The sequence below is a fragment of the Pseudoalteromonas rubra genome (genome assembly GCF_005887115.1).
GTDB lineage: Bacteria > Pseudomonadota > Gammaproteobacteria > Enterobacterales > Alteromonadaceae > Pseudoalteromonas > Pseudoalteromonas rubra_F.
This window is the reverse complement of record NZ_PNCJ01000012.1, coordinates 97483-117965: the sequence shown is the minus strand read 5'-3', so window position 1 is coordinate 117965 and position 20483 is coordinate 97483. Positions and strand designations below refer to the sequence as shown.

Below are 20483 nucleotides of genomic sequence, written 5' to 3'. Positions count from 1 at the left end.
TTAATTAAGCAAATTGGTATTAGCTTTCTACGGCTTCACCGAATTGTGCGCGGGCCGCTTTGGTTAGGCGCACCAGCGCTTTACGCACTGCTGTCGCGTCTTCACAGCGCGCGTCGAAGGGTACGTAATAAGACTTGTCATTGGCTCTTAAATAGCAGCCTTCGGAGAGGAGCGTCGTCATCGTCACCTCTGCGGCATCAACATTATGCACCAGCTTGAGGATCAGCTGATTGGCATCCTGGTGATCGTCATTCATATGTTCCACCATATGCACTTCGTCGGCCAGGTCCCAATTTGCAGCAGGCTGTGCCCATTCGTCCGCCTCCAGCCAGAATATCTGCCCAAAGCCGGCGATATAACGCACGCGCTTTATTTCCATGCGCCAGAGCTTAAAATCATGGGCCTGACGATAGCTGATGGCTTCTGGAAAGTGACGCTCGTAACGAAGCAGTAAGTCGGCTGCTTCCTCATCTTGAACTGGCGCAGCGTCGCCGACTATGGTGACGCGGGCATGTTCGTTCTGGTCTCCGCTTTGCGCCGCATCAAAAATTGTTGCGCACACTCTGCTGTCGGCTGTCAGATTGCGCGAATGTTGCGCAATGCCAGCAATGTAAAAAATCAACCGACCCTGATCGTCACTCATAAACGGCGTGACTGAGCCAAACGGGTAGCCCGCCAGATTTTTAGAGAGTGTGGACATCACACAGACAGTCGAATGTCTGAGCAGCTGGCGCGCTTCAAAAACGGCTTGTTCACGCATTGGGAGCTCCTGTTAGCGGTTCTGAGAATATCATAGGTATATTATATCCGGGATGCAGGTTAATCTGCATGCCTGTTTGGTAAATGGGTTGCAATACATCGCGCCTGAGGACATCCTGCGGCGGACCATCGCTGCGGATCTGACCCTGAGCCAGCAAGAGGATCCGGTCGGCATAAAGCGACGCGAGATTTAAATCATGTAACACGGCAATAACGGTATTGCCCTGATGGGCAAAGCGTTGCGCGGCACTGAGAACCCGATGCTGGTGGTGCAGATCCAGTGCCGATGTCGGCTCATCCAGCAACATCAGTTTGTTTCGGGTGCCCGGGTCATGTGCATTTAGCTGTGCCAGGCAGCGGGCAAACTGAGCGCGCTGAAATTCGCCGCCAGACAGTTGCGTAACCTCACGTCCGGCGAGTTGTTCAAGAGCCAGCTGGGTGATGAGTTGGTCTACCACGGCAGCTTGTTCCCTGGTGCTTTCCTGATAAGGGTAGCGCCCCATGGCAATAAGCTCGGTGGTATTAAAGGCAAAGTTAACCCGGTTATGCTGCAACAGCACGGCTCGCTGTGTCGCCAGCGTCAGCGGGTCCAACGTGTTGAGCTGTGTGCCGCGCCATAAGATCTCGCCATGATAAGGAATATCATCGCAAATCGCGCTCAGCAGGGTTGACTTGCCAGCGCCATTCTCGCCCAGCAAGACAATAAACTGACCGGCTTTTAGCGTCAATGACACTTCAGTCAGTACCGGCTTGGCGCCACGGGTCACTGTCAGGTGACGACATTCAAGCATGTGCACCTCGCTTTTGTTGGATCAGCAAATAGACAAAAAACGGACTGCCGAACAGGGCGGTGATCACACCGATGGGTAGCTCTGAAGGGGCAACAACGAGGCGTGCCAGCCAGTCGGCCGTGAGCAGTACTACACAGCCAAGTAACATACTCAAAGGCAGCATACGGCGCAGATCTGGGCCGACCAGCAGGCGTGCCAGATGCGGGACCAGCAGGCCGACAAAGCCGATCATGCCCGACATGGCAACGGCGCCACCAACGCCCAGCGCAATCAAAAAAATCACTTCATTTTTCAATCGCCTGACGTTAACGCCCAAATGTCTGGCATCGCGCTCTCCGAGCATCAAAGCGTTGATCTGTTTACGACGAATAAACAGCATGGCGATACAGATGAGGATCAGCGGCGCACCATATTGCATCGCAGGCCAGCTCGCACCGGCCAGAGCGCCCATTTGCCAGTAAGTCATCAGGCGCAGCGAAGTATCGTCGGCAAAAAAGCTAAACAGTCCGATCAGCGCCATGGCAACGGCATTGATCGCCACCCCGGCAAGCAGCAGTATAGTGATCTGGACCTGGCCGTTGTGGCTGGCAATACGATACAGCAGGGAAGTAATGGCCAGCGCGCCTAAAAAAGCTGCCGGTGCGACCATGGCTTCGTTAATAAAGGCAACTTTCGGTGAAAGCGCAATCACCGCGATGGCTGCAACGGCCGCACCACCTGTGACCCCCATCAGGCTGGGGTCGGCCAATGGGTTGCGACACAATGCCTGACTGGCAGCGCCACTGCAGGCAAGCACACACCCAACCAACAAGGCCAGTAATAGTCTTGGCAGGCGGATCTGAGTGACTACGGTTATGTGCAGCTCAGTAATATCTTGTGTAAGCTGATCAGGTAACAGGGCTATCAAAGGCATACGCCAGTCCCAGCCTACCGGGCCGCTACTTAGAGACAGCCAGGCCAGCGCAAGCAGTACAGTACTGCTTAACCATACCCAGGCCGTGTGATGACGTGACGTTAAAATCGAGAGCGCCGGAGTCATAACGTGGATTGTTCCCGATATGCGGCAAGTTGAGCGATGGCTTCAGGCAGTCGGGTGGTCATTCCCATAGAGATCAAAGAATCCATCACCAGTAGTCTGCATTGTTGAGCGGCCGGTAGCAGCGCCAGGGCACTTTGCTGACAAAATTGTTCAGGGCCTCCGAGACTATAAACAACATGACTTGGGGCAACCAAAAAGTCGGGCGAACTGACTAACATAGCTTCACGATTAAAGGGTTTGTAGCCGGGCGCCGTTGCCAGATTTCGCACACCCGTATAGCCAAAGAGCAGATCAGGCACTGTTTCTGGGCCGGCTACGGTGACGCCTCGATCGCCGGCAGAGAGAATAAAGAGCGCACGGAGGGGGGATGGTGGTGCTTTGGGTGGTAAAGCTTGCTTCAATTCATTTATAAGCCGTTGTGCCTGACTTGGCTGGCTTAGATCCTGGCCAAGCTGAGCTATCAGGTTAAATAATTCATTGATATTGGTTGGCTTATCATACAGGTTCAGTTGCACTCCGGTATTGCGCAACTGAGTCAAAACTTCGGGCCTGCCGCTGCCTTGCAAAGCAAGGATCAGCTCAGGGTGCTGCGACAGCACGCCTTCAGCGGCCAGATCTCGATAGTAGCCTACCTTAGGTAATTTCGTTGCAGCAACAGGTGAGGTGCTGGAGGTATCTACAGCCACGACGTTTTCTCCTGCCCCCAGAGCAAATACTATGTCTGTTATAGAGCCTCCCGCGACAACTATCCGCTGTGCGGCGAGCCCCTGTTGACTGAGCATTGATATCAAAATCAGAAACATAAATTTACGCATGGTTTATCTCATTTAACACAATGGTTTTTGGTTTCCTCTGCACTTCCCGTCACAATTTTTTAATTCATCTGTCACGCAGAAATAGAGGGTGCTTGTCTTGTTAGATGCCGATTCTACTGAATAAGACCTGTTAAATCTACATAAATATAAAAATGCAAACCATTATCATTTGCAAATGAGTTTTAGGAACATTATAGTGCTCAGCAAAATAGTTCTGTTTAATTCCCTGAATGAGGTTTCTAATGACTTTAAAGCACAGCAGTATTGCGCTTGGTGTAGTGGCGGCACTTTTTGGTACGACCGATGTTAAGGCCGATGAATTTGAAAAGTCGGCAGACGTGATTGTGGTCAGCGGTTCACGGGTCGAGCAGAAGCTGTCGGATGTCGCAGGCAGCGTCAGTGTGGTGACCGAGCAGGCTCTGGAGCAGGAAGTCGGTATCGACCTGGCCTCGGCATTTCGTTATCAAACCGGTATAACCACACAGGGCAGTGCGGGTAACGCCCAGGCGATCACTGTGCGCGGCATTGGCGGCAACCGGGTTGTGTATATTAAAGATGGTCGTCGACTCAATGATGCCTACGAAGGAGGTCAGGGCTTGTTAATCGGCCGTGGTTATCTGGACTTAGAGGGGGTCAGGCAAATCGAAGTCGCGAAGGGGGCTGCATCTTCACTTTACGGCTCTGATGCACTCGGCGGCATCGTCGTCATAGCCACTAAATCGGCGTCTGATTATCTGGCGGATGCTGCCAGCTATGCGCATCTCAGCGCCGGTTATCACGGTGCCAGTGACGAGCAAAGCCTCAGCGGCGTGTTTGCAAAGCGCCTTGGCGAGCATGCTGCATCGGTCCAGTTAACGCGCCGAGATGGCAGCCAGGCACAGAATTATGATGAAACCTTACCTGAAGCGGACTACACCTCTACGGCTGCGGTACTCAAAGGTGAGCTGACTCTGGGGCCGCAGTCCAGCTTGTTAACCACTTTAGATTATTACACGCAGGAAACCGAGCAGGTACTGGCAGCTCAGAGCCACGAAACAAAGGAAGAGAACGACAGCCTGTCAGTGTCTGTACTATATAAAAGCAGCGCGGCAACCAGGTTATACGATAACCTGGAGGCCCAGGTATACTTCAGCGATTACGAGCAGCGCAGCGACCAAACTCGTGCTGGTGCTGACCGCTCAGGCCCTTACGTTGATACCAATGACTATCGCTTTGAGCAGCAGATTGTTGGCACCCGATTGGTACTGGACAAACAGTTAACCGTTGGCGATGTCGCGCATCAATTCGTGTATGGGGCTGACTTCGACCAGTATGACACGCAACGCCCGCGTTATAAGTCACGGCGCAACCTGCAAGGCACATTGGTCAAAGATCATGAGCCACAAAAAGCGTTCCCCGGCGCGGATACAAGGCTGATTGGACTATTTGTCCAGGATAACGTGACGCTGCTGCCCAATACCTTGAGCGTAAATGCGGGCTTGCGACTGGACAGTTATCAGATGGACCCTAAGCAAAGTGCGCTGTATACCGACGGGGTCTTTGACAAAATTGATGCAACAGCTTTGTCGCCTAAACTGGGCGTGGTATTCAACTTGTCCCAGAATCTCAGCCTGGTGGGCCAGTATGCGCGTGGGTTTAAGATCCCGCCCCACGATCAGGCTTATCAGAGTCACGGTGTTGAGCCTTTCTACCAGATCATCCCCAATTCAGACCTGGATCCGGAATACAGTGACAGCATAGAGCTGGGCTTAAAAGGTAATTTCGATAGCAGTCAGTTCTCCCTTGCCGTATTCCATTCGACTTTTGATGATTTTATTGCCAACCAACTGGTACGCACCGAGCCGACCTTTATTCCCAATGTCAGCAAACAGGTGTTTCAATACCAGAATATTGAAGAAGTAAAAATCAAAGGGATTGAAGCGAATATGACCCTGTGGCGCAGCGAGCAGCTTGCCATCGACAGTGGCCTGACCTACCTGCATGGTAAAAATTCACAGACCGATGACTACATAGAATCGTTGAGCCCGCTTAATGGCTTTGTTAAAGCGCGTTATGAGTCTGAGCAGTGGTCGTTGACAACGGCGTTGCGTGCAGCCAGTCATATGGATAAAGTCCCCTCTGATGCTGCAATTAAAACCGCTGGCTGGGCCACGGTCGATGTCTTTGCGGACTATCAATGGCAAAACTGGCAGCTGAATATGGGTATCTTCAACCTGCTGGATAAGGAATACGTTAACTACGAGCGGGTTGCAGGTAACACTGCCGATATCAGCTTGTCTCAGTATACAATGCCGGGACGTTATCTGGCGGCCAAGGTTAAAATCACCTTCTAGTCAGCACAGTTAAAGTTCCACTGTATCTATAAAGAAGGGTGTCTGTTTTGCAGCCTTCTTTTATACGTGTGCCTTCAGATGCGATATCGCTCCGGCCGGTCATCGCATTCACACAATTTAGGCGTTATCTTCTGTCAATTACCGAGCATCTTCATCATTTAGTAATAAAATGGATTTCACACTTGCAATGCGTGAAAAAAGACGTACAATTCCCCAGCTTCCCAAAGTGGGAAGCAAATCTTATTAATGAAAACAGTCAATCTATGTAGAGGACGGTATGGTAACTATTCGTTTGCAACGTGGCGGCGCTAAAAAGCGTCCATTCTATCAAATCGTGGTTGCGGATAGCCGTTTCTCGCGTGACGGTCGTTTCATCGAGAAAGTAGGTTTCTTTAACCCAATCGCTGCTGGTCAAGAAGAAAAACTTCGTCTAGACCTTGCCCGTGTTGATCACTGGGTAGGTCAGGGCGCTGGTCTTTCTGATCGCGTAGCGAAACTGGTTAAAGACGCTCGTAAAGCGGCTTAATAGGCGTAAGTGTAACCATGAGTCAAGAAAAAACCTCGACAATCGTTGTTGGTAAACTTGGTGCTCCTTATGGCATCAAAGGTTGGCTTAAGGTGCATTCATTTACTGATGATCCCCAAGGGATCTTCGATTTCAGCCCATGGTTGATAGGTCAACAAGGTAAATGGCAAACCCTTGAAGTGAGTGACTGGCGTCGCCACAGCAAGGGCTTTATCGCCAAGTTTGCGAACATCAACGACAGAGACGAAGCAATGGCATTGACCAATGCAGAAATCTCAGTAGATGTAGAGCAGCTTCCTGAATTACCAGAAGGGGAGTTTTATTGGCGAGATCTCATCGGTATGACAGTCGTTACGACAAAAGGGTATAACCTGGGTCATGTTGATGACTTGATGGAGACAGGATCAAATGATGTTTTGGTTGTGAAAGCAAACAAAAAAGATGCATTTGGTCAGTCTGAGCGCTTAATTCCATTCCTGACAGATTCTGTTGTGATTGAAGTTAAGCACGAAGCACGAGAAATTACTGTAGACTGGGATCCGGCGTTTTAATGAGTGAACAGCAAAAACTATGGGTTGGAGTGATCTCACTCTTTCCTGAAATGTTTGACGCGGTAACTCAGCAAGGTGTCACCGGTCGGGCCGTGAAAAACGGGCTGATCGACTTTCACTGCTGGAACCCGAGAGACTATGCACTGGATAAGCACAGAACCGTTGACGACCGTCCTTATGGTGGTGGTCCGGGTATGCTAATGATGGTCGAGCCTCTCAAACAAGCCATCCTCAATGCCAAACAGGCAGCAGGGGAAGGCGCTAAAGTAATTTACATGTCTCCACAAGGGCGGAAGTTAGATCAACAAGGAGCGGCCGAACTGGCTCAATCCGAAAAGTTGATTTTAGTCGCTGGTCGCTACGAAGGTATAGACGAGCGGATCATTGAGTCGTATGTCGATGAAGAATGGTCCGTCGGGGATTTTATTCTAAGTGGGGGTGAACTACCCGCCATGACATTAATCGATGCAGTCGCTCGATTGGTGCCTGGTGTGTTAGGACACAACCAGTCTGCAGAACAAGATTCGTTCTCAGACGGCTTATTAGATTGTCCACACTATACTCGGCCAGAAACGTTGGATGGAAAACAGGTGCCTGCTGTATTACTCAGCGGAAACCACCAAGCGATAGCCGAGTGGCGCTTAAAGCAGTCACTGGGAAGAACTTGGTTACGCCGTCCAGACTTGTTGCGTAACCTAGCTCTGACTGAGGAGCAAGCGCGTTTGCTTGCTGAATTTCAGCAAGAACATGAAGCTTGTGGCTAGAAGACAGTTACTCCTAGGAATGTGAGAAATAAAATGGCAAAAGTAAACCAAAATATTATTAAAGAGCTTGAAGCTGAACAGCTTAAGCAAGACGTACCTGCTTTCGGCGCTGGTGACACAGTAGTTGTTCAGGTTCGCGTTAAAGAAGGCGAGAAAGAGCGTCTACAGGCCTTTGAAGGTGTTGTAATCGCTAAGCGTAATCGTGGTCTTCACTCTGCATTCACAGTTCGTAAAATCTCGAACGGTGAAGGTGTAGAGCGTGTATTCCAAACGCACAGCCCTCTTGTTAGCAGCATTGCAGTGAAGCGTCGTGGTGCAGTTCGCCGTGCGAAACTTTACTATCTGCGTGAGCGTTCTGGTAAGTCTGCACGTATTAAAGAAAAACTTAACTAATACGTCGCATTTACCAATGCTTAAAAACGGGCCACTCTTTGAGTGGCCCGTTTTGGTTTTAGGCCCTAATCATCTTACTTCCTCAATTGCCTGCCTAGATGTCTACGACTTTTAATATTGATCCGCTTTAATTCAATGATCAACACTGCTTTAGTGTGGACTATGATGAGATTTAATCGCGGTAAAAGAGCTTGCTAATCTAAGCGAGTTGGCATTAGACTGGTGTACCTTTTGGTTTACTAAAGTAAATAATAGTTTACAGTATGGGAATGAGTCAAACATCTGAACTAACTTTGCTCAGGGAAAAAATTGACGCCTGCGACAGTGCGTTGGTTGACCTGCTGGCACAACGGCGAGAACTCACTGAGCAGGTTGGAAAAATCAAGCAAGTCACCGGGGCACCGCTGCATGTGCCGCAAAGAGAGGCGGACCTGATTGAGGCAAGGCGAGCGCAAGCAGATAAAAAGGGCGTCAACCCGGACCTCGTTGAAGATATATTACGCCGAATGATGCGCGAAGCCTATGAGAATCAGCAAAGTGAACTGGCTTGCGCAGCCCCTCAATTATCACCCGTGGTGATAGTGGGTGGCGCTGGCGCCATGGGCCAATTGTTTACCCGCCAGTTAGAGCGCTCAGGGTATGATGTACGTATTTTGGATAAAGCGCAGCAAGCAGATCAGCGCGCGATACTCTCGGACGCCAAACTGGTGTTGTTGAGTGTCCCGATTAATGCGCTGGAGCAAGTGATCAATGAATTACCGCCACTTCCCGACGATTGCGTGCTGGCAGATATTACCTCTGTTAAACAAGCGCCCCTGCAAGCGATGATGAAAAAGCATCCTGGGCCTGTGGTGGGGTTACACCCCATGTTTGGACCAGATATTTCACATTGGGTGAAGCAGACTGTGGTGGTGTGTGACGGGCGCAACAGTGAGGCGTATCAGGGATTGCTTGAGCAACTCAGGATCTGGGGGTGCCATTTGGCTAATATGGCGGCTAAGAAGCACGATCAGGCTATGCAAATCATTCAGGTTATGCGCCACCTCACGACGTTTGTCTATGGTCAGTTTCTGGCTCGTCAGTGCCACACGCTGGAAGAGCTCAAAGGGTGTTCTTCACCGATTTATCAGCTTGAACTGATGATGGTTGGGCGGCTGTTTGCGCAGTCGGGTGAGCTTTATACCGATATTATGCTGGCGCAGTTTGATGAAGTGGAAGGGCTGCTGGCAAGCTACCAGGATACCTTTGAGCAAACGCTGGGTCGTTTGCAATCAGGCGACAAAGCGGCACTTATGGCCGCCTTTGAAGAGGCTAAAAGCTATTTCTCGGACAATGCACAAACCTTTTTACGTCAAAGCCGGGGCCTGCTCAATAAGGCCAACGACGCTAAGGTCATATCTTAGTTTTACGATGGCAGAGCGAGGCAAGCCTCGCTCTCTTTCTTTACACGACTTCTACCGCTTGCAGAGATTCGCTTTGGTAACAACCCAGAATACGCACATACTGAGTATGTTCTTTCAGAGATTCAAGGGCGCTTTGTACTTGTTTATCGGCGACATTAGCCTGTAGGTCAACATAAAACACTTCTTCCCAAGGGTTACCTGGCACAGGGCGTGATTCCAGTTTGGTCATATTGATATTGTGTTCTTTGAACACCATCAAGGCATCGGCAAGAGAGCCGACTTTTTGCTTAGTTGCCATGATCAGGCTGGTTTTGGTAGGGATCTGAGTCGATACTTGTAGTGGCTGACGTGCAACGACGATAAAGCGACTGTGATTTTCTGCCTGATTAGCCAGGCCGCTTTTCAGCACGTCCAGACCAAAGCCTTTACCAGCCTGTGCGGAGCCAATCGCGGCACTGTTTGGTGTGTCTGCTGCCAGCTTCAAAGCGCTAGACGTGGAGTCACAGGTTTCCTGTGTCAGGTCGCCAAGCCCTTCGAGGAAGCGACTGCATTGCGCAAAGGGTTGATGATGGGCGAAAATTTTATTGATGTCTTTGAGGGTAGTACCTTCTTGTGCCAGTAAGCAGTGCTCAACACTGTGTGTTACCTCACCGATAATCGACACCTGAGCATGCTGAAGCAAATCAAACACCTCATTGATACTCCCTGAGCTGGTATTTTCAATCGGCAGTATACCGTAGTCAGCCTGACCTTTTTCAACAGATTGGGTAATGTCCGAAAATGTCTGACACCCAAGCTCGACCAGTGTACCGGGGCGACGGCTAAAATACTTGTGACAGGCAAGCTGACTGTAAGATCCCTGTCCACCCAGATAAGCGACTTTATGCGTATCACTCAGAGACTCGGGGTTCAGGCTCTTCTGTAGCAGCGCTTGTTGATTCAATACTGAATCTTCCAGGATCACCTGAAAAACGTTATTGATATAGAAAGGGTCCAGCCCTAGTGATTTGCCGTAGCTGATGAGTTTTTCCAGCAGCGCCAGCTCGCGAGCCTCGTCTCTGATAGGCTTGTTATTGGTGATCTTGTATTCCAGTACGCTGTGGCTCAATCTGCGACGTTTTGCCAGCAGGATCAACAGCTCGGAATCAATTTCATTGATGTCCTTACGCAGCGCATCCAAAGTATCTTGTGTCATAGGTCCTCACTCCCATTTTGCCAAAAAAAAGCCTCCCAGTGTGGGAGGCTTAGCTATCTGATTTTTACACGCAAACAGTTAAGCCTCTTCACCTAAAGAAGCTAAAAAAGAAAAAGTAATTGCGTGTCGTTAAAGTCATAAATCTGTCTAAAAATGTCGTTCTTAATTTAATTAAAGCTATTATTACCACAGATCATTTTAACTATACAAGCCCGAATTAAGACATATCTGGCAAAGTGTTTGGCGAGGTTCTCCGTGATCTGGTATATTCTGGCCATATACTCTTGAAAAACGACAACTAGCTAAAAGGTTTATCGTGGGCTATCGACGACCTGTGTCTCGCTTTGGTTTTAACTCACTTAGTGTCAAACTCCCGGTGTTAACGGCTGCCGTTTGTTTGATTGCCGGCGTTATTGCCGCTGCACTGATGTTGAAAACCGAAGAAAAGCAACTTGTGTATGAAGAATTTCATGAGTTAAAGCAAAAAAGTGAGCAAACACTCGCTCATTTTTCCGAATTCTTAACGTTGAAGAAGAAATTGGCGCAACAAGCCAATATGGTTGTCGGCAGAACACTTTTCTCGGATCAGGGGGAGCAGCGCGCATCAGCTTCTCAGATACAAATCAATCGCACAGATGGTCGTATTAACAGTATTGCTGCTAACGGTATTTCGGCAGCTTATCTACCTGCGAAAAACCTAAATGCACAAAATCAGGCGTTGCTCAGTGAATCTGAGTATGTCTGGAATTCGTTATCTCCTTTACTTCTTCAGGACTTTTTTAATTTTTATCTCTATACCACCGACGATTTTGTTCGGATATCGCCACCCAACTCCTTGTTGATTGATGGTAAAGGAAGTAATCATTTCAGCATTCATGCCTTACCTCTATTGAGAGAAGAACTGAATCCGACTCGTCAGGCACTATGGTCAGGGATCCACTTTGATGGGGTCTGGAGTAAATGGGTGGTCAGCGTGCTAGTCCCTCTGTATGTAGATGACACATATCAGGGCTATACAGGCAGCGATTTGGAGTTGGATGTGCTGCTGAGGCGCCTTCCAGAGGCTTCTGACACCCTCAGTTATATTGTGTTTGATAAGCAGGGAAGAGTTTTATCTGCACCTAATATGGGGGTTATTGCTCACAGTAATGAACTGGCAGATAAATCCTCATTGCCGGTAGCGTTTCAGGAGATGATAGACAGCACGTTGCGGGTTAACTTACCCAGCTTGCAAAGTGAGTTTGGGTATAAACAGGAATCCTATCTCGCTAATGTGGTCCATTTGACAGAGTTAGACTGGTATGTGGGTTATTACAAAAAGCGTGATACAGCGTTGTTCGCTCTCAATAATCTTAAATGGAAATTTTCTGGTCTATTTATCTTGTACGGTCTCTTTGTTTCCTTACTGCTGCATCAGGTTATCTATCATCTGATTTTAAAACGTGTCAATCAGTCTGTGAATGCGTTGGTATTATTCGGCAAAGGCCAGCTTGAACACCCTGAATTGCCTGATGCCAGCGATGAGTTAGGTGTGCTGAATGCATCAATTAATGATATGAGCAGCGAAACCCGCAAGCTGATCCATGGTCTCAATACTCGGGTATCGGAACGAGAGTCTGCGCAAAAACAAGCGAATCGCCTCGGTAAAGCTGTGGAATTCTCGGGAACAGGGGTACTGATCACCAATGACAGGTTTAAAATTGAATACGTGAATCCCAAAATGTTGGAGATGACCGGCTTTAATGAAGCCCATTTTATAGGGGCACCTTTGCTTGGGATTGTTTCTAAAGAAATGGCGATTATCGTTGACGATATAGATTTTGACCTACGCAGCCGCAACTATTGGCGAGGCGACACGCTGCTACAAGGTGTCTCGGATGAGCAAATCTGGGTGAGCCTGAGCATATCTCCTATTCGCGAAGAAAGTGGCAGAATATCCAGCTATGTTGCATCGGCGCAGGATATCTCCTTTGTTAAAGAAAGCCAGCGTAAAATGGAAGAACTGGCCTATTTTGACACGCTGACCGGACTGGCAAATCGCACCTTTTTCCGTATGCAGTTGCGCAAATCAATGGCACTTGCCGAACGCGGACATTATGCTTTTGCGTTGTTTTATTTCGACCTCGATGAGTTCAAGCGTATCAATGACACTCTGGGTCACGATGCCGGGGACCGATTATTGGTTGAAGTGGCCGAACGCCTAAAGCAGCGGCTGCGAGCTGAAGATACGATCGCACGCCTTGGCGGTGATGAGTTTGCTGTGCTTCTTAGTGGCATAGAAAGTCGAGATAATGCCATGGATGTGGCTCACACAATTCAACGGACACTCGCTAAACCAATCCGACTTGGTAACAATGAGGTCATTGTTAGTGCCAGTATAGGTATCACACTGGCCCCTTTTGACAGCAAAGAAGAAGAGCAGTTACTAAAACATGCTGATCTTGCTATGTACGAAGCCAAGGCGAAGGGAAGAAACACCTTTCACTTTTATTCTCAGGAACTGGACGCGGCAGCCAACGAGCGTTTATATATCGAGAACGAGCTTCGTCAGGCCATTAAAGAGGGCCAGTTTAGCTTGCGTTACCAACCTCAGATTGACAGCATTACTGAACAAGTAGTGGGGTATGAGGCACTGGTTCGCTGGTATCACCCTGAAAAAGGGTTTATTGCACCAACTAAATTTATTCCTATCGCAGAAGCGACAGGTATGATAGTGGAACTGGGCGCTTGGGTATTGCGAGAAGCCTGTCAATTTTCAGCAAGATTGCGCCGCAGTGGCCGCACAGCGGATATTTCCATCAACCTGTCTGCACGGCAATTCAAGGATGCAGAGTTGATTGAGTATATTTCAACTACGTTGAAAGAAACCGGCCTGTCTCCCGATATGTTGCATCTTGAGTTAACAGAAAGCATGTTAATGGGGGATGTTGAGGCGGCGATAGAACAACTTCTGGAAATGAAGAAATTGGGTGTGTCCTTGTCTATCGATGACTTTGGCACAGGGTACTCTTCGCTCAGTTACCTGAAGCGCTTTCCGGTTGATGTGCTAAAAGTGGACCGCTCGTTCGTTAAGGACATTCCTCAAGATTCGAATGACATGGAAATCACGGCAGCCATCATAGCGATGGCTCAGAAGTTAAGCATGAAAGTGATCGCTGAAGGGGTAGAGACTCAAGAGCAGGTGGCGTTTTTACAAAGAAATAACTGCTTTATCGTACAAGGTTACTATTACAGTGCGCCTTTAACTGAACACGAAATTCTGATGCAAAGCCAACACCCAGGTATAGGACAGGGCAAACAGGCGCATTAAGCCCGTTGGCGAGCGTGAAGATATCAGGCTCGCCTTTTGACTGAGCTCAGCCTCCCGCGATTTTTACTTTGAAACCTTGTGCTTCGAGCAGCGCTTTTAGCTTATTACGGTCATCACCCTGGATTTCTATCACATTATCTTTGAGTGCGCCGCCCTGACCCATTTTGCTTTTTAAAGTTTTTGCCAGTTTTTTCATATCGTGCTCTGCCGGGTCAATACCAACAACCAGCATGACGCCCTTGCCTTTGCGACCTTTCGTTTGGCGTTCGATTCGTACCGCGCCATCTTTAAACAGTTTTGCTTGCGGTTCAGGCTTGGATTCAGTGTGCTTTATGCGGCCAGACTCGGTTGAGTAAACTAAACGACTCTCTGACATTTTGACTCTCCTGTTTGAAGCTGAATGCGGCCATGGTAACAAAAAGCGTTTTGAAGCGAGATAATTTTTTGGCTAATTTCACTTATCGGTTTATATTTAAAACAACATCATGGATACCAAAATTCAACCAAAGTAGGAGCTTGCGATGAGCCTGAGCAAAAATGCTTCAGCGGACGGAAAAACTTTAACGATACAAATCAAAGGAAAGTTTGATTTTAACTTGGTCCAATCTTTTCGTCAGGCCTATGCAGAAGTAGGCAATCAAACTGAGAAAGTCGTCGTTGATTTGCGTGATACAGACTATATGGATAGTTCAGCGTTAGGAATGTTGCTCAATATGAAGAAAACCCTGGGAGATTCGGTATCGAGCATACAGATCAGCAATTGCAGACCTCAGCTGAAAAAGATTTTGCAGATTTCACGATTCGATAAGAAATTCGATATTGATTAAACCACTAGGGATTAGTGTATGCTAATTTTGGTTGTGGATGACCAGCCACTCAACTGTCGATTGCTGCAAACCATGCTCGAGCACCAGCACTACGAGGTGTTAGTTGCTAATAACGGTCAGGAGGCGTTGGACTTGCTGAAAGACCATGATGTAGACATCGTATTGCTGGACGTAATGATGCCTGTAATGGATGGCTTCGAAACTGCACCCAAAATAAAAGAGCATGCTGGTGATGTCTACTTACCTGTTATTTTTATCACCGCATTGGAAGACCACGCTAGCTTTGAAAAATGCCTTCATGTCGGAGGCGACGACTTCATTCATAAACCTTTCGATCGGATTATACTATCCGCCAAAATCCGGGCACACGCTCGAACAAGAAAGCTGAGTAAAGAGGCTTACGAACAAAAAAAACAGCTAGAATATCACTACAACCAGATTGAGCGCGAGCACGAGATAGTAGAACATATTTTTCGTAATGCATTGTCTGGCCAGGAGGACTTTGCCGACCTGTGTGACTACCACCTTTCACCCGCGTCTATGTTTAATGGCGATATGTTTTTAATGGCCAAAAGCCCCATCGGCGGCTTTTACTGCTTGCTTGGGGATTTTACGGGGCACGGATTAGCGGCCGCGGTGGGCGCACTACCAGCATCAAAGATATTTTATACCATGGTGCAAAAAGGTATGGCGGTGAATGATATTGCAGCCGAACTTAACAGCTCACTGAACACCTTGTTGCCCGGACATATGTTCTGTGCAGCAGCCATTGTTGAAATTAGCAGCTCCGGCAGAAACGTTTCTGCCTGGCTTGGCGGTTTTCCGGATATTTATCTGATCGATAGTGACGGGCAGGTGCTCAAGACCATTGAATCTCAGCACATGTCGCTGGGGATCCTGGACGAGGATGAGTTTGAGCGTAACACTTTGCACTTTGAAGTCGATGTGGGTACCCGCATTGTCATGGCGACGGATGGCATTATAGAGAGCGAGGATCCTGAAGGGAAGCTATTTGGTGAGCAACGGCTGATCGATGTATTGAGCTGTAAGGTGGATATTTCTACAAAGGATATTATCCAGCAGGTAAGGGAGTACAGCGGCCATAAAGAGCAACAAGACGATTTAAGCATTGCAATCATAAACTGTCTGCCTGATCAATCAACGGAAGCGTTACCGCCAGAATACTCTACATTACCCTTTAATATCAGCATTTCACTGAATGCAGAGCAGATGCGATACACAGATCCTGTGCTGGAGCTGGTGGATATTTTATCTAAAGTAGAAGGGCTTCATGCACATAGATCTAATGTCTTTTTGCTGCTGTCGGAGGCCTATAATAACTCCCTGGACCATGGTGTGCTGGGATTAAAATCCGATCTGAAAAATCAGGACGATGGCTTTATAGAATATTATCATCAAAGGGCACGTGCATTGGAGAATCTCAAAGATGCCTTGATCATTATAAATGTACGCTTTAGCCCTGAAGAGTACCGTATTATTTTTAATATTTGTGACTCGGGTAACGGGTTCGACCACAATACGACTGCGCTGCATCAATCTCAGCAGGAACATGGTAGGGGCGTGGAGTTGCTCTCTGAAATCGCGCAAAGTGTGACATACAATCAGGTCGGTAATGAGGTTGAACTTATTTACTCACTTCGCTAACAGCATGTTCTTCTGAGATGTATCTATCTTAAAATAAAATATTCCTACAACATGCTGGCATAGCACTGCCTTACGTGTTAAATTTAATGGATATTTAGATGTTTGGATGGCCAAATGATTTCAGCTTATCTATCCCATAGTAATTTATCCATTAGTGAAAGCACTGTAGCGGGTCAGCTTGCGGAGCTGGACGCGTATATTGAAAGCTACACCCCTGATGCAATATGGTCGTATCAGATCCCTGAATTGGGTGAGGGAGGCAGTTGCAGCCTGTTTGGCCATTTGCAGGAAGCGCCTTTTTTACTTGCTCAATATGTCAGCCAGAACAGCGACAGTGAGCACAATTTATCCCGATTACAGGCTATTGCCGAGTATGTTAAAACTGCCACTGGGGTAGACTGGTTTGGTATTTATCAAGCCAGAGAAGCCGATGGTTTACAGCAGCTACTTAAATTAGCTTACTATGGTGCGCCCAGTCGACCTTTGTTCCCCATTACCGATGCTTTTGCTGCAACGTCAAATAACATTCAGACCTTCTTATCTGAAAAAGCGAGAGTGATCAATAATATTCCAGATTATGTCGCGAATGGCGGTGAGTATTACACCTGCGATCCAAAAGTGCAGGCTGAGGTGTGTTTACCATTATTAGACGCGCAGGGCCGGTGCCTCGGGATCATTGACGCAGAAGCTTTTGAGAAAGAGTGCTTTGATGAATACAAACTGGCAGTTTTAGTTGCCGCTTGTCTTCGCGCGATTGAATATCTTCCAAGGTAAGCAGGCTCGTCTTCGTAACAACTTATGTTAATATGAGTCCAGAGTTAACCCCGTGACAAACGAGCCAGAAAACCTCGTTTACGTTAATTAGGAAAAGAGAGAACCATGTTTTCAGAACTAAAACCACTTCCGACGGATCCAATCCTGGGCCTGATGGCCGCCTATAAAAAAGATACTAACCCGAATAAGATTGACCTAGGGGTTGGGGTGTATAAAGACGAACAGGGTCATACCCCGGTTCTGAAGGCGGTAAAAAAGGCTGAGGCGTTTCGTCTGGAAAATGAAACAACTAAATCTTACATTGGTTTAGCGGGTAACCTGGATTATTGCGACAAAATGGAAAAGTTGCTTCTGGGTAATGAGCACCCAGCATTACTGGCAAATCGTGTCAGAACAGCACAAGCGCCGGGCGGCACTGGTGCTTTGCGTGTTGCGGCTGAATTTATCAAGCGTTGTAATACTAATGCGACGGTTTGGGTGACAACCCCTACCTGGGCAAACCATATTAGTTTGTTCGAGGCAGCTGGCCTGCAGGTTAAAGAATACCCATATTATGATTATGAGAACAAAGGGTTATTGTTCGATGAAATGATAGATACACTGAAGCAAGTACCGAAAGGTGATGTAGTACTGCTTCACGCATGTTGCCATAACCCAAGTGGTATGGATTTAAACGCAGAGCAATGGAAGACAGTTGCAGAGCTGGCCAAAGAAGTCGGCTTTACACCACTGATTGATATCGCCTACCAAGGTTTTGGTAGTGGCCTGGAGGAAGATGCGCAGGGACTACGCTTGTTGGCTGCAACCGTTGATGAGCTGTTGATCTGTTCTTCCTGTTCTAAGAACTTTGGTCTGTACCGCGAGCGTATTGGTGCCTGTTCATTTATCGCTAAAGATGCTGCGGTTGCGGATGTGTCTAACTCAGTGTTATTGAGTGTTGTGCGTAGTATTTACTCTATGCCTCCTGCACATGGTGCAGACATTGTCAATACTATCCTGGGCAGTGAGGAGTTGACACAGGAGTGGCACCAGGAACTGGCTGAAATGCGCGACCGAATTAACGGTCTACGCAGCTTGATTAAAGATAACCTGAATGCAAAGGGCACAGCGCAGGACTTCTCTTTCATTGAGCGCCAAAATGGTATGTTCTCATTCCTTGGAATAGACAAAGCACAAATTGACAGACTACGCGAAGAGTATTCAATTTATATTGTTGGCTCGAGTCGTGTAAACGTTGCTGGTGTGAGCAAAGACAACATCGATTACTTTGCAGATGCCGTGGCGACCGTGCTTAAATAAATTCACCTGAATTTAAAAAGCCAGTATTCTGTGAGAATACTGGCTTTTTTGTGGCCTATTTAAATCATTTGGTATCAGGCTTGTTTGATTGCCGTGACCTTATCGTCATCACCTTTTTTACTGGCAGGCTTTTCTTCGTTGTCTTTCTTTGACGGCACCTTAGAACCTTTCAGAATAGCCATAAAATCATCTTTTTGTTTGGCAATCTCAAGTGCCAGCGATTCAACTTGCTGCTCACTGAGCGGGACATCCACTTTTTCTAACATGCCTTCAAGCGCTTCTGCAACATCCAGCATTTTATCATAAGCATCAGCCTCTTTTTTGCTGGTAAATGTCATACGCTCTACTCCATTTCTTTCTACCACATACTTTACGATAACCGCCATGATCACTCTCCACGAACACTGTTTTTATATACAGTAACTTGTCTCGTTAATAATTACAACTGATAAAGCACTATTATGCATTAGTATCGCCCATCTGTACCTAGGCATCCTTCATTTACATCCTTTAGTTACCTGTATAAATACGACCCCCCGGACAAAATAAGTTGCTCAACCTGGATAGCCAAATTGCGACTAGGGCGCCAGCGACAGATCCGTGTTCGTTCAGAGGTTGAGTTTCTACTTTTAGTTCTGTATGAAAAAAAAGCAACTGAAAAACGCGGACATAATTTTGACATATTTGCTGATATTTACTTTATTTTAACTGTACATATACATTGATGTGTATGCACCAAGAAATGGAATCTGAACTTGAGGGATCTTATTATGAATATCAAAACACTTTTAGCTACATTAGCACTGTCTGCCGCACTCCCGGTTATAGCTCAACCAGAGCAAGCACCTGCACAAGCACAGCAAGTTGCTGATGCTGTAGTGAATGTCAACCGTGCCACCGTTGAGGAGTTGATACGCTTACCTGGCATTGGCAAGAAGAAAGCCGAAGCCATTGTTCGCTCACGTGAAGAGGCGGGTGATTTTCCGGATATGGATGCACTTTTACGGGTTAAAGGGATCGGCGTAAACATGCTCGCGAAGTTAAAAGGAAAGGTCGCATTTTAGCACGGGCTCAGTATTGTTTGTTCATCTCCAGGAGCGGCCTAGGCTGCTCTTTTTATTGCCCATCATTTTGTGTCACCTGATACTTAACAAGCGCCTTGGTGATCTGTTGTTCTATCTGCTTTCTGAAATAAGTTCTTTCTGTGTTTGGCAAGTAACGCAGGTGTAACGCTAAGAAGCGCTCTTGTTGGTACAGCTTGCTCAGTGCTTCATTAATAGTTTGCAGGAACTGCCGGGATTCAGGGGTATCTGAGCATGCAATGTGGCCAAGAACAAACGGCGGGTTATTGGCGATTTCCAGGCTGTGCACCTGATTGAGTGTCAGCTGGCTGGCATAGCGTTGAATCGTTGTCGGGTAAGTAAGAATAAAGCTAGCCCTGCCTCTTTCAAACATAGTGACAGTTGCTTTGTAGCTGTCTCCGCCCGGACGTCGGATTAATTGTGTTTTGTTAATACGACTCAGTTGCCCATCCAGATAATCTCCATAAGAGCGCTGTGCTTCTGTCAGTAAGGTGGTTTTTGGATGAGCTTTTAACAGTGCAGTGAGGTCAGTCAGTTGCCCCTGAGCGTTGAGAAAAGGAGATAACTCAATATTTAATGGTAAAAAATACAGTCTGTGACTGGGATAGAGGTGCACAGGTAAACTGAAAAGATACTGCTTTGCTCTGCGCTGTGTTTTAATCCGGTTGAGCGCGCAAAAAGGCAGGGTACTTTGCAGTAATTGATCAATACGAGTACCCGGTGCCAGTAATAAAGGCGGACGCGTAAAGCCAGGTGTATTGTGAGCAAGGTAATCAAAAACCAGATTATTGGAGTCGGTTGATATATCCAGAGCCTGATCTGAAAACACCATCTTGATATCTAATGGATCATCACTGAGCAACTGAAGTTGAGCTGCTGCTCTAAAGCACAGGCTGATGCTTAGGAGCATCACAGTGTTAAACAGAAGGAGTTTAGTATATGTCATCATATTCGATC

At 47.4% G+C, this 20483-nt stretch carries 20 protein-coding genes; 12 read left to right on the top strand and 8 right to left on the bottom strand.

What is annotated here, in order from left to right:
* Positions 1-19: 19 nt before the first annotated feature.
* The 4 genes from CWB98_RS08295 to CWB98_RS08280 are packed head-to-tail and all read right to left on the bottom strand — an operon-like array spanning position 20 to position 3404.
* On the bottom strand, positions 20-760 hold the full coding sequence (locus tag CWB98_RS08295; protein ID WP_138544441.1) for a HugZ family protein: 741 nt from the start codon (positions 758-760) through the stop codon (positions 20-22).
* Positions 753-1550 carry a heme ABC transporter ATP-binding protein gene (locus tag CWB98_RS08290; protein ID WP_138544440.1) on the bottom strand — a complete coding sequence of 266 codons (798 nt, stop codon included), beginning with the start codon at positions 1548-1550 and terminating at the stop codon, positions 753-755. Before CWB98_RS08290 ends, CWB98_RS08295 begins: the two co-directional genes overlap by 8 nt.
* Positions 1543-2589 carry a FecCD family ABC transporter permease gene (locus tag CWB98_RS08285; protein WP_138544439.1) on the bottom strand — a complete coding sequence of 349 codons (1047 nt, stop codon included), beginning with the start codon at positions 2587-2589 and terminating at the stop codon, positions 1543-1545. The genes CWB98_RS08290 and CWB98_RS08285 overlap by 8 nt, the downstream gene beginning before the upstream one ends.
* Positions 2586-3404 (bottom strand): heme/hemin ABC transporter substrate-binding protein, encoded by an 819-nt coding sequence (locus CWB98_RS08280; RefSeq protein ID WP_138544438.1) that lies wholly within the window; start codon positions 3402-3404, stop codon positions 2586-2588. The genes CWB98_RS08285 and CWB98_RS08280 overlap by 4 nt, the downstream gene beginning before the upstream one ends.
* Before the next feature lie 242 nt (positions 3405-3646).
* On the opposite strand from CWB98_RS08280, the gene CWB98_RS08275 reads away from it, so the two are divergent.
* The 6 genes from CWB98_RS08275 (at position 3647) to tyrA (ending at position 9374) form a co-directional block, all read left to right on the top strand.
* Positions 3647-5737 (top strand): TonB-dependent hemoglobin/transferrin/lactoferrin family receptor, encoded by a 2091-nt coding sequence (locus CWB98_RS08275; protein WP_171045610.1) that lies wholly within the window; start codon positions 3647-3649, stop codon positions 5735-5737.
* 277 nt (positions 5738-6014) lie between these two features.
* The gene (rpsP, locus tag CWB98_RS08270) at positions 6015-6263 is read left to right on the top strand and encodes a 30S ribosomal protein S16 (protein WP_010382415.1); all 249 of its coding nucleotides are present in this window, start codon (positions 6015-6017) and stop codon (positions 6261-6263) included.
* 17 nt (positions 6264-6280) lie between these two features.
* Positions 6281-6814, top strand: coding sequence for a ribosome maturation factor RimM (gene rimM / locus CWB98_RS08265; protein ID WP_138544436.1), 534 nt, complete (start codon positions 6281-6283; stop codon positions 6812-6814).
* Complete coding sequence (gene trmD, locus CWB98_RS08260) at positions 6814-7578, top strand: tRNA (guanosine(37)-N1)-methyltransferase TrmD (RefSeq protein ID WP_138544435.1); 765 nt, start codon at positions 6814-6816, stop codon at positions 7576-7578. Before rimM ends, trmD begins: the two co-directional genes overlap by 1 nt.
* Positions 7579-7611: 33 nt before the next feature.
* Positions 7612-7971, top strand: a complete 360-nt coding sequence (rplS, locus tag CWB98_RS08255; protein ID WP_054014092.1) for a 50S ribosomal protein L19 — start codon at positions 7612-7614, stop codon at positions 7969-7971.
* A 269-nt stretch (positions 7972-8240) separates the two neighbouring features.
* Positions 8241-9374 (top strand): bifunctional chorismate mutase/prephenate dehydrogenase, encoded by a 1134-nt coding sequence (gene tyrA, locus CWB98_RS08250; protein ID WP_138544434.1) that lies wholly within the window; start codon positions 8241-8243, stop codon positions 9372-9374.
* A 40-nt stretch (positions 9375-9414) separates the two neighbouring features.
* On the opposite strand, the gene CWB98_RS08245 is transcribed toward tyrA, so the two are convergent.
* Entirely contained in the window at positions 9415-10569 is a 1155-nt protein-coding gene (locus CWB98_RS08245) for a chorismate mutase (RefSeq protein ID WP_138544433.1), read from the bottom strand.
* Positions 10570-10885: 316 nt separating this feature from the next.
* On the opposite strand from CWB98_RS08245, the gene CWB98_RS08240 reads away from it, so the two are divergent.
* Positions 10886-13879, top strand: coding sequence for a bifunctional diguanylate cyclase/phosphodiesterase (locus CWB98_RS08240; protein ID WP_138544432.1), 2994 nt, complete (start codon positions 10886-10888; stop codon positions 13877-13879).
* A 46-nt stretch (positions 13880-13925) separates the two neighbouring features.
* Here the strand turns inward: CWB98_RS08240 and CWB98_RS08235 are convergent, their stop codons facing one another.
* On the bottom strand, positions 13926-14255 hold the full coding sequence (locus tag CWB98_RS08235) for a stress response translation initiation inhibitor YciH (protein ID WP_138544431.1): 330 nt from the start codon (positions 14253-14255) through the stop codon (positions 13926-13928).
* Positions 14256-14400: 145 nt separating this feature from the next.
* On the opposite strand from CWB98_RS08235, the gene CWB98_RS08230 reads away from it, so the two are divergent.
* The 4 genes from CWB98_RS08230 (at position 14401) to CWB98_RS08215 (ending at position 18444) form a co-directional block, all read left to right on the top strand.
* The gene (locus CWB98_RS08230; RefSeq protein ID WP_054014087.1) at positions 14401-14706 is read left to right on the top strand and encodes an STAS domain-containing protein; all 306 of its coding nucleotides are present in this window, start codon (positions 14401-14403) and stop codon (positions 14704-14706) included.
* A gap of 18 nt (positions 14707-14724) precedes the next feature.
* On the top strand, positions 14725-16371 hold the full coding sequence (locus CWB98_RS08225) for a fused response regulator/phosphatase (protein WP_138544430.1): 1647 nt from the start codon (positions 14725-14727) through the stop codon (positions 16369-16371).
* A gap of 114 nt (positions 16372-16485) precedes the next feature.
* The gene (locus tag CWB98_RS08220) at positions 16486-17145 is read left to right on the top strand and encodes a GAF domain-containing protein (protein WP_138544429.1); all 660 of its coding nucleotides are present in this window, start codon (positions 16486-16488) and stop codon (positions 17143-17145) included.
* Positions 17146-17250: 105 nt separating this feature from the next.
* Positions 17251-18444, top strand: coding sequence for an amino acid aminotransferase (locus CWB98_RS08215; protein ID WP_138544428.1), 1194 nt, complete (start codon positions 17251-17253; stop codon positions 18442-18444).
* Positions 18445-18518: 74 nt separating this feature from the next.
* On the opposite strand, the gene CWB98_RS08210 is transcribed toward CWB98_RS08215, so the two are convergent.
* Complete coding sequence (locus tag CWB98_RS08210; protein WP_138544427.1) at positions 18519-18830, bottom strand: YebG family protein; 312 nt, start codon at positions 18828-18830, stop codon at positions 18519-18521.
* Positions 18831-19214: 384 nt separating this feature from the next.
* On the opposite strand from CWB98_RS08210, the gene CWB98_RS08205 reads away from it, so the two are divergent.
* Positions 19215-19508 (top strand): ComEA family DNA-binding protein, encoded by a 294-nt coding sequence (locus CWB98_RS08205; protein ID WP_138544426.1) that lies wholly within the window; start codon positions 19215-19217, stop codon positions 19506-19508.
* Positions 19509-19560: 52 nt separating this feature from the next.
* Here the strand turns inward: CWB98_RS08205 and CWB98_RS08200 are convergent, their stop codons facing one another.
* Positions 19561-20475, bottom strand: a complete 915-nt coding sequence (locus tag CWB98_RS08200; protein ID WP_138544425.1) for a hypothetical protein — start codon at positions 20473-20475, stop codon at positions 19561-19563.
* Positions 20476-20483: the final 8 nt, after the last annotated feature.